Annotated in this window: 8 protein-coding genes and 1 other annotated feature; all 8 genes read left to right on the plus strand. The window is 35.1% G+C overall.

Annotated elements, in window-relative coordinates; translation table 11 throughout:
- Positions 1 to 903, plus strand: a complete 903-nt coding sequence (locus tag ABDZ63_RS10735) for an ATP-binding protein (protein WP_343783524.1) — start codon at positions 1 to 3, stop codon at positions 901 to 903.
- A 4-nt stretch (positions 904 to 907) separates the two neighbouring features.
- On the plus strand, positions 908 to 1,630 hold the full coding sequence (locus ABDZ63_RS10740) for an ENY2 family protein (protein ID WP_343783525.1): 723 nt from the start codon (positions 908 to 910) through the stop codon (positions 1,628 to 1,630).
- 12 nt (positions 1,631 to 1,642) lie between these two features.
- Entirely contained in the window at positions 1,643 to 1,969 is a 327-nt protein-coding gene (locus ABDZ63_RS10745; protein WP_343783526.1) for an STAS domain-containing protein, read from the plus strand.
- The gene (locus ABDZ63_RS10750) at positions 1,966 to 2,802 is read left to right on the plus strand and encodes a PP2C family protein-serine/threonine phosphatase (protein WP_343783527.1); all 837 of its coding nucleotides are present in this window, start codon (positions 1,966 to 1,968) and stop codon (positions 2,800 to 2,802) included. Before ABDZ63_RS10745 ends, ABDZ63_RS10750 begins: the two co-directional genes overlap by 4 nt.
- Positions 2,803 to 2,814: 12 nt before the next feature.
- Positions 2,815 to 4,869 (plus strand): flagellar assembly protein A, encoded by a 2,055-nt coding sequence (locus tag ABDZ63_RS10755; RefSeq protein ID WP_343783528.1) that lies wholly within the window; start codon positions 2,815 to 2,817, stop codon positions 4,867 to 4,869.
- A 13-nt stretch (positions 4,870 to 4,882) separates the two neighbouring features.
- Positions 4,883 to 5,209: an STAS domain-containing protein gene (locus ABDZ63_RS10760; RefSeq protein ID WP_343783529.1), complete on the plus strand. Its 327-nt coding sequence runs from the start codon at positions 4,883 to 4,885 to the stop codon at positions 5,207 to 5,209.
- Between the two features lie 72 nt (positions 5,210 to 5,281).
- Positions 5,282 to 5,497: a binding site (T-box leader), on the plus strand.
- A 95-nt stretch (positions 5,498 to 5,592) separates the two neighbouring features.
- Entirely contained in the window at positions 5,593 to 8,007 is a 2,415-nt protein-coding gene (gene leuS / locus ABDZ63_RS10765) for a leucine--tRNA ligase (protein WP_343783530.1), read from the plus strand.
- 63 nt (positions 8,008 to 8,070) lie between these two features.
- Positions 8,071 to 8,382: a rhodanese-like domain-containing protein gene (locus ABDZ63_RS10770; protein ID WP_343783531.1), complete on the plus strand. Its 312-nt coding sequence runs from the start codon at positions 8,071 to 8,073 to the stop codon at positions 8,380 to 8,382.
- Positions 8,383 to 8,896: the final 514 nt, after the last annotated feature.

Genomic DNA, 8,896 nt, shown 5'->3' on the forward strand with positions numbered 1-8,896 from the left:
ATGAAGTCAGTTATTAGTAAGCTTAAAAATATAAATAAAGCAAGTAAACAACAATTAATTGAGTTAGATCCCAATACAAGATTAATAGATTTATTTAATAAAACGATTATTGGGTTTTTGGCTAAGGAAATTGGTAAGGAAATGAATTTGTCGACAGAGGCAGCTCATGTATTGTACTATTCTGCTATTTCCTCAGGTGAGGAGTTTTCTAACAACGATGGTTTGTTTTTTGATTATGCCTACAAAATAGTCGATTGGTGCGAAAGACATAAAGATGTAGAGGCAGAAATTAATAGCCTTGATGCTTCAGAGCTAATGAAACAAGCTTTAATTACGGTTTATCACAAACATAAATATGACTTAAATCATCTAACAGTAATCAATAAACCAAACTATGAAGAAAATCAAGAATGGCAAATTTATCGTGAAGCAATGTATGCTGCTTCACAAGAGAAATTTCTACTTATTTCAAAACAAGAATTAGATGAGTGTTATAATGGTGAAATTTTGGCTGCACAAACGATCTTAGACCGACAAGACATACCGATTTGTCGACAGAAAACTACTCAAGCACTTGAAAGCTTACAAGTTAACCAAACTGAATTGAGAAGTTGGCTTTTAGTCGTTTCTGAGGCGGTAACCAATGTTTTAAAACATGCAGACTCAGGAAGCATGGTCATCATTAATGGTGAAGATGAAGTTAGAATAATTGTAAAAGATAATGGGAGAGGTTATCCCATTAAAGAATTGCCGAACCTTATTTTGCTATCAGGCTTTTCAACGAAACAGTCATTAGGACAAGGCTTTACATTAATGATGAAAATTGTTGATTTAATATCACTTTATACTGACCATAATGGTTCTTCAATTGTCCTAACAAAAAGGTTAAATAAAAATGGGTGAAAATATGATGGACTTATTTGGTAAATTAAAAAAAATGATAAATAGCGCAGCTTTTATTTTATTAAGTGCTGCTGTTTTAATTAATTTAAGTGGTTTACTCGGTTTCATCAATGGCACAATAGTTTATTTAACTACAACTATATTAGTAACTTTATCTATAATTGTGCTATTTATTTACCAAAGAAATACACTAAACGATGTCAAAAAAATGAAGGGAAAGTTAAAGCGTATGCGTGAAGGTATTTATACTGATGCGGTAAGCTTTAATCGGTTCTCAATCAATCAAGAAATCCAAGATGATTTGAATGGCTTAAGTAAAGATGTACAAAACAGTTTACATTATGTACAAGATCATGCGTTAACGATTCAAAAATTTTCTTATTTATTGAAGGAAGATGCAGAAAAAACAGTCCATCATTTATATGATTTATCTATTGAAATTGCTGATAGTGCTCAAGGAGATCTACAAGCCTATGAAGATTTTATTTCATCTGTTCATTCTCACCTTCAGTTTCAAAGTGAGTTTTCAAGTGATACTACTTTAATTAAGTATAAATTAGATAAGGTTAAAGACTTAGAAAAGAATAGACAATCAGAAGTGATAAGTATTACAGTCACTTTATCTGACTTATTTGAAACGATTGAACAACAATCAAGAGAGTTGTCTCATATCTCAGAAGAATTAATGAAGCAAATCGAACGTTTTTACAAACAACCGTCAAAATAGGAGGAGAATGATGTGAGTTTAGAGATTAAAAAATTAAATACGGACCAAGGTGATTATGAATTAGTATTATCAGGTGTTCTTGATATATCAACACGTTCTACTTTCGATGAAGTATTTGATAGCTTAGTTGACCTTCAATCTCTTAAGTTAAATTTAGAAGAATTAGAATTTATTGATTCAACAGGAGTTGGGGGTATTATGGAAATTATCTTTGCTTCAAATGAGAGAGGCTTTCAACTAACTGTATTAAACATCAATGATAACATTGAAGAAATATTAAGTACACTTGGTGTATTTACCATTATGGAGAGCTTGCAAGTAGAGAGGTGTTCTACGTGAGTGGAGATAATAAGCAAAGCAATTATTCAATCATTATAGAAGAAGGTAAGGAAGACCAAACGCTACAAAGGGAGATTAGGCTAGCTCGAAATATTCAAATGAAGCTATTAAATGGCTCAGACCCTGAAATTGATCATACCAGTCTAGCAGGCACATCATTACCTGCGAGATTAATTGGTGGGGATTACTATGATTTTTATAAGCTTTCGGATAATAAGATTCGTGTCGTCATTGGTGATGTAATGGGGAAAGGCATTCCTGCTGCTATGCTTATGATCTTAACTCGTGGTGCATTTAGGTCAGCTTCAGAAAATACCCAAGGACCTGCTGAGACGTTAACAGCTATGAATAATGCGATATATAGAGATTTAAAACAATTGAAGTCATTTGTTACACTTTTTTGTTGCGATTGGGATGTTGAGCATAACACTATTACATACGCGAACGCTGGCCACGTGTTACCTATGCATATCAAAGAAAAGGGTGTTGAGTCACTAGAAACTGTTAGTGGCATTATGCTTGGCGGATTACCGAATCAAGCTTATGAAGAAAAAAGTATTAGTATAGATCATGGTGAAACAGTCTTTTTCTATACTGATGGAATCGTTGAAGCTCAAAATGGTAAAGGTGAATTTTACCAAACAGAACGATTACGCAACTTGTTACAAGAACTATATGGTAATGAGGTATCTGAAATAGAAGAAGCGGTTTCAGATAGTTTGTTTCAGTTCACTCAAGGAGAAGCGCAAAAAGATGACATCACGATGGTGATTTTACAAAATGATGACCCAAACTCAGCCATACAAGGCTATAATTCACCTATTAATACATAGGGAGGTGAACTAATGAAACGTTCATTAATTTCTAAAGGTAAAAGTGTTAATGAAGCAATTGAAGAAGGATTGAAAATATTAAATAAGTCAACTGATGAAGTCAATATAGAGGTTTTAGAAAGTGGGAAGAAAGGTGTCTTGTTTCTAGGTGGGAAAGAAGCCAAAGTTAAATTAACCGTTTTAGAACATGTTGTGATGAGTTATGATCAAGCTAATGTTGAAATGAATAATTTAGATCAATCTATTGAACAATTAGTAGACGACCTAGATTCTATGTCTAATCAAGAGAATACTCCACGTGATCAATCGTTTATGAATGAGGATCATTTAATTGTGATTAAAGATGGGGATATTCACACTCGGGAAGGTGAGGATTATTATCCGACGATCAAACCAGGTAAAGGGATTAAACTGTATAAAAATGGAGAGCCGCTCGTAAAGACTACTATTATAACTAACGAAGATCAACTAACATATGAGTTAGAGGAGAGCATCGAGGAGCTGTCGTGGAGTATCGATGTGAGTGAAGATTCTATGCAAGTCCATTGTTATATTAAACCAGAAAAGCTTATGAAGTATCAACTGCCCGACCAAGAAACTGATCGCTACTTAGAAGTTAAAACTCAAAAGACAGAAACAGTTGTTAATCACCTCGAAGCACAAGACCTTATAAAAAAATTAGAAGAATTAAATGTTATTTACGGCATTGAACATAAACAGATTGTTGAAGCTATTGATAGTTTAAAAGAAGGAAGGTTTATAGTTGCTCAAGGAACAGAACCAAAAGCAGGTGTAAACGGACGATTAGATTTTAACATTGATATACAAGGCCAAAAAGGTAAACCTAAACATAATGATGACGGAACAGTAGATTTTAGGGAAACGTCGTATATTCCATCTGTTGATAAAGGGGATGTTTTAGCACGACTTATTGATCCAACCCCAGGTGTACCGGGTAAAAATGTTTTTGGTGATTTAATTCCTCCACCTAAAAGTCATGAGGCAATCGTGAAAGTGGGGAAGGGTATTGAATTAATTGAGGAAGAACTTGTTGCAACTGAGTCAGGAAAGCCACAAGTTCAAATGCGTGGGTTACTTTATAAAGTCCAAATACTTCCGACATTAGTTCATGAAGGTGATGTATCGATTGAGACTGGAAACATTCATTTTACAGGTGGTGTCGAAGTGTTGGGCGATGTCCTAGAAGAAATGGAGGTCTCAACAGTTGGTGATGCTAAAATCGCTGGAAGAGTAGATCATGCTAATATTGTTTCAGCTAGTAGTATTTACACCGGTAAAAATGTGATTAACTCGCGTTTGACAGCTGGAAAAGGGAATTTAGTCATTTCGAATCTTGGGCAAATTTTAAGTGGTTTATCAGATCATTTATATCAAATTATTGGTGCTGTTAAACAATTATTAAATTCGCAAGCTTTCAAAAGCTCTGATTTCTCTTCTAATGGAATTTTGCCTTTATTGAATATTTTGTTGGAAAAGAAGTTTAAAGACGTCCCGCCATTAATTAAAGATTATATTAATCTAGTTAAAGAGAATGAAGAAACGTTAGATGATGAGTGGATTTCTTTATCCCGACAGTTAAAAGGGTTAACTCACCTAACGCCTAATAAAACATATTCAAGCCCACAAGAGTTACAAAAGTTAAAGGAAGAAGTTGATCTACTTTGTGAAATTAGTAGAACTCCCCCAGAACCTAATTCAAGTATATCTATACCATATGCGATGAATAGTGAACTATATTGCTCTGGTGATATAACGATTGGGAAAGATGGGAGCTATCATTCCGATCTTCATGCTGGAGGCTTTTTAAGTATAAATGGGGCGATTATAGGTGGTGAAGCTTATGCTCAGTCAGGGATGGATGTACAAGAAGTAGGCTCTAAAGGTGGGCAAAAAACGCTTTTATCTGTTCCAAATGATCAAAGCATTAAAGCTGAATTAGTAAGGCAAGATACTGTTATTCAAATAGGAAAAAGAAAGTATCATTTTCAAGAAGACAGGCAATTTGTTACGGCAGTATTAGTAGAAGATGAAATTGTTATTAAATAGGGAGATGAAGGCTTTGAATTATGAGATTAAATTAGAGGGTGAAAAAGTAACATTATTATTGTTAGGCGATTTAGATATAGAGGCTACTGAAACATTTGAAATAGACTTCTTGTCAAAGGCAAAAGAACACACCAATTATCATGCGTGGCATATTGATTTAAAAGAGGTTCCTTTCGTTGACTCTACGGGTGTTGGACTATTAATTCATTTTGTTGAAACACTTAAGGAACTTGAATTTGATGTAAAAGTCATTAATATACAACCTTCTGTATATGATATTTTTTCATTAATGCAAGTTGATGCAATTTTAGGAGTCGAACTTCTTAAAGAAAAAGCCTAACTGAATATAACTTGACATTTGTATAGACGTTGATTAAACTAAACTTTAATATAAACAAATGTAAGTGTATAAATTGAAACGATGATAAAGGAGTAGTAAGAATAATGGCAAATATAGAGAGGTAACGGTTGGTGAAAGTTACTTTTGTCGCTTCTGAACTCGCCTTTTAGTTACGTGTATGAACATGAGTAGTATGCGTCGTTTTTCCGCGTTAAGGAACTCGAGTGAGCCACATACATAATGCTGGCTAATTTGGGTGGTACCACGGGTAATACTCTCGTCCCAACTTTTGGGGCGGGAGTTTTTTTATGGTTTTAATCCTGTACACACTTCTTAATTAAGGGGTGGGGAATGATTTTAAACAATAAAAGGAGGAAGTAATAGTGGCTTATAATCATCGTCAAATCGAAGCCAAATGGCAAAGGTATTGGGAAAATAACAAAACGTTTAAAACGAATACGGAATCAGATAAGTCGAAATTTTACGCGCTAGACATGTTCCCGTATCCATCTGGGGCAGGCTTACACGTTGGGCACCCCGAAGGTTATACCGCAACGGATATCTTATCACGTATGAAGCGTATGCAAGGTTACGAAGTATTACATCCAATGGGTTGGGATGCTTTTGGTTTGCCAGCTGAACAATATGCCATTGATACAGGTAATGACCCTGCAGAGTTCACACAACAAAATATTGAAATTTTTAAACGTCAAATTAAATCGTTAGGGTTCTCTTATGATTGGGACCGAGAAATTAATACAACAGACCCGAATTATTATAAGTGGACACAATGGATCTTCATTAAATTGTATGAAAAAGGTTTAGCTTACATTGATGAAGTGCCAGTAAATTGGTGTCCTGCTTTAGGTACAGTACTAGCTAACGAAGAAGTTATTGATGGTAAGAGTGAACGTGGAGGGCATCCGGTTATTCGTAAACCAATGCGTCAGTGGATATTGAAAATTACTGAGTATGCAGACCGTTTACTTGAAGACCTAGAAGAGCTAGATTGGCCTGAAAGCTTAAAAGATATGCAGCGTAACTGGATAGGGAAATCAGAAGGTGCTGAAATTACATTTGATATTGAAGAAACAGACTTAAATTTTAAAGCCTTTACTACACGCCCTGATACAATTTTTGGTGCGACCTATGCTGTACTATCACCAGAGCATCCATTAGTCGACGAAATTACGACTGAAGAACAACGTACTAAAGTTGAGACGTATGTGGATGAAGTGGAAAAGAAAAGCGACCTTGAGCGTACAGACCTTGCAAAAGATAAATCAGGTGTCTTTACAGGAGCTTATGCCATTAACCCAGTAAGTAGAGAGAAAATGCCAATCTGGATTGCTGACTATGTCCTTATGTCTTACGGTACAGGTGCTATTATGGCAGTACCTGCACATGATGAGCGGGATTATGATTTTGCCAAAGCATATGATTTACCGATTGTTGAAGTAGTTTCTGGTGGCAATATTGAAGAAGCGGCATATACTGAAGACGGTGAACACATTAACTCTGATTTCTTAAACGGATTTAAAACTGAAGAAGCAATTAGCAAAGCAATTGATTGGTTAGAAGAACATAAACGTGGAACTAGACAAACAACTTATCGCTTACGTGACTGGCTATTTAGCCGACAACGCTATTGGGGAGAACCAATTCCAATTATTCATTGGGAAGATGGAGAAATGACGCCAGTTAACGAAAATAAACTACCGCTTGAATTACCTAAAACAAGTGAAATTAAACCATCTGGTACAGGTGAATCTCCATTAGCGAATATTACAGAATGGGTTGAAGTAACTGAACCTGATACAGGTAGAAAAGGTCGTATTGAAACAAACACAATGCCACAGTGGGCAGGAAGCTGCTGGTACTACTTACGCTATATTGACCCAGATAATGATGAAATGTTAGCAGACCCTGAAAAACTAAAAAAATGGCTACCAGTTAATATTTATATTGGTGGTGCTGAGCATGCTGTACTTCATCTACTATACGCACGCTTCTGGCACAAGGTTCTTTATGATTTAGGAGTCGTTCCAACAAAAGAGCCATTCCAAAAACTATTCAATCAAGGCATGATCTTAGGTGAAGGTAATGAAAAAATGAGTAAGTCTAAGGGGAATGTTGTAAATCCTGATGACATTGTAAACACACATGGCGCGGATACTTTAAGATTATATGAAATGTTCATGGGACCTTTGGAAGCTTCTGTAGCATGGAGCACTAATGGTTTGGATGGAGCTAGGCGCTTCTTAGACCGCGTATGGCGACTGTTTGCAGATGATGAAGGCTCACTCTCAACTGCTGTAACTACGGAATCTAATTCTGATTTAGAAAAGGTTTATCATGAAACTGTGAAAAAAGTAACGGAATATTATGATGAACTAAGATTTAATACAGCTATCTCACAAATGATGGTATTTATTAATGAATGCTATAAAACAGAAACCGTTCCTTTAGAATATGCACAAGGGTTTGTTAAGTTAATTGCACCAATCGCACCTCATATAGGTGAAGAATTATGGTCAATCTTAGGTCATGGAGATACTGTTACTTATGAAGCGTGGCCAACGTTTGATGAGACGAAACTTGTGGAAGACACAGTAGAGATTGTTTTACAAGTGATGGGGAAAGTAAGAGCGAAAGCAAAAGTACCGAAAGAAGCTACAAAAGAAGAGATAGAAGAAATTGCAATGAATAATGAAACGATTCAAGAATGGATAGAAGGTAAAACAGTTCGAAAAGTGATTGCCGTTCCTGGTAAGTTAGTCAATATTGTAGCTAATTAATTGTAGGAAGGGGAGATTCCCTTTCCTACTTAAATATACTTAAATTATTGAGGAGGTAATTTCATGAGTGAAGAAGTAAATGAGCTATTACCAGAAGAGTTAGAGAAAGACCTTGAAGGTGAATCCCAATATAGCATTATAGATGTAAGAGAAGATGAAGAAGTTGCAACTGGAATGATTCCGGGCGCTAAACATATAGCTTTACAATCCATTCCAGATCAACTAGACCAACTTCCAAAAGACAAAGAGTATGTCATGGTATGTCGTTCAGGAAGAAGAAGCCATAATGCGTGTTTGTTTTTAAATGAACAAGGGTATAATACTTTAAACCTTAAAGGTGGTATGCTTGATTGGACTGGTGAAAAAGTCTTTTAAAATTTGCTATTGACGTTTACTCGTTGAGCAGGTTATACTTTTCCCTGTCGCTCAAAAAGATTAAACAAAAGAAAGTGCGACAGGGGATAATTACCAATGTTAAGTGATTGACATTGTTAGATGATTTAAGATATAATTTTTATTACAAACTTAAAACAACAGAAAAACAACAAAAGTTGCTGATTGTTAACTTTATTAAGTCGCTTTTTGCTACTGACACAAAACAAAAACGTGTTTAAACGTTTTTCAAAAAAGTTGTTGACTTCATTAGTTTTGAGATGTTAGATTAGTTGAGTCGCTTTTTTGAAGTGGCGCACAACAATGTAAAAGTTGTTATTTAAAAAAATATAAAAAGTTGTTGACGAAATGTTTTCAGTTTGTTATATTAATAAAGTCGCTTTTTTGAAGCGGCGTACTTCGAACCTTGAAAACTAAACAAAATAGCCTGTCGTCAATTCTAGTTTTCTTCTTATTGACTTGTAGAAGAAAACAAAGAGATGACATTAAACGAGTC

The organism is Alkalibacillus silvisoli (assembly GCF_039521975.1).
Lineage (GTDB): Bacteria > Bacillota > Bacilli > Bacillales > Alkalibacillaceae > Alkalibacillus > Alkalibacillus silvisoli.

Coding starts and splice junctions, on each gene's coding strand:
- ABDZ63_RS10735 (WP_343783524.1), top strand. CDS start 1: ATGAAGTCAGTTATTAGTAAGCTTAAAAATATAAATAAAGCAAGTAAA.
- ABDZ63_RS10740 (WP_343783525.1), top strand. CDS start 908: ATGATGGACTTATTTGGTAAATTAAAAAAAATGATAAATAGCGCAGCT.
- ABDZ63_RS10755 (WP_343783528.1), top strand. CDS start 2,815: ATGAAACGTTCATTAATTTCTAAAGGTAAAAGTGTTAATGAAGCAATT.
- ABDZ63_RS10770 (WP_343783531.1), top strand. CDS start 8,071: ATGAGTGAAGAAGTAAATGAGCTATTACCAGAAGAGTTAGAGAAAGAC.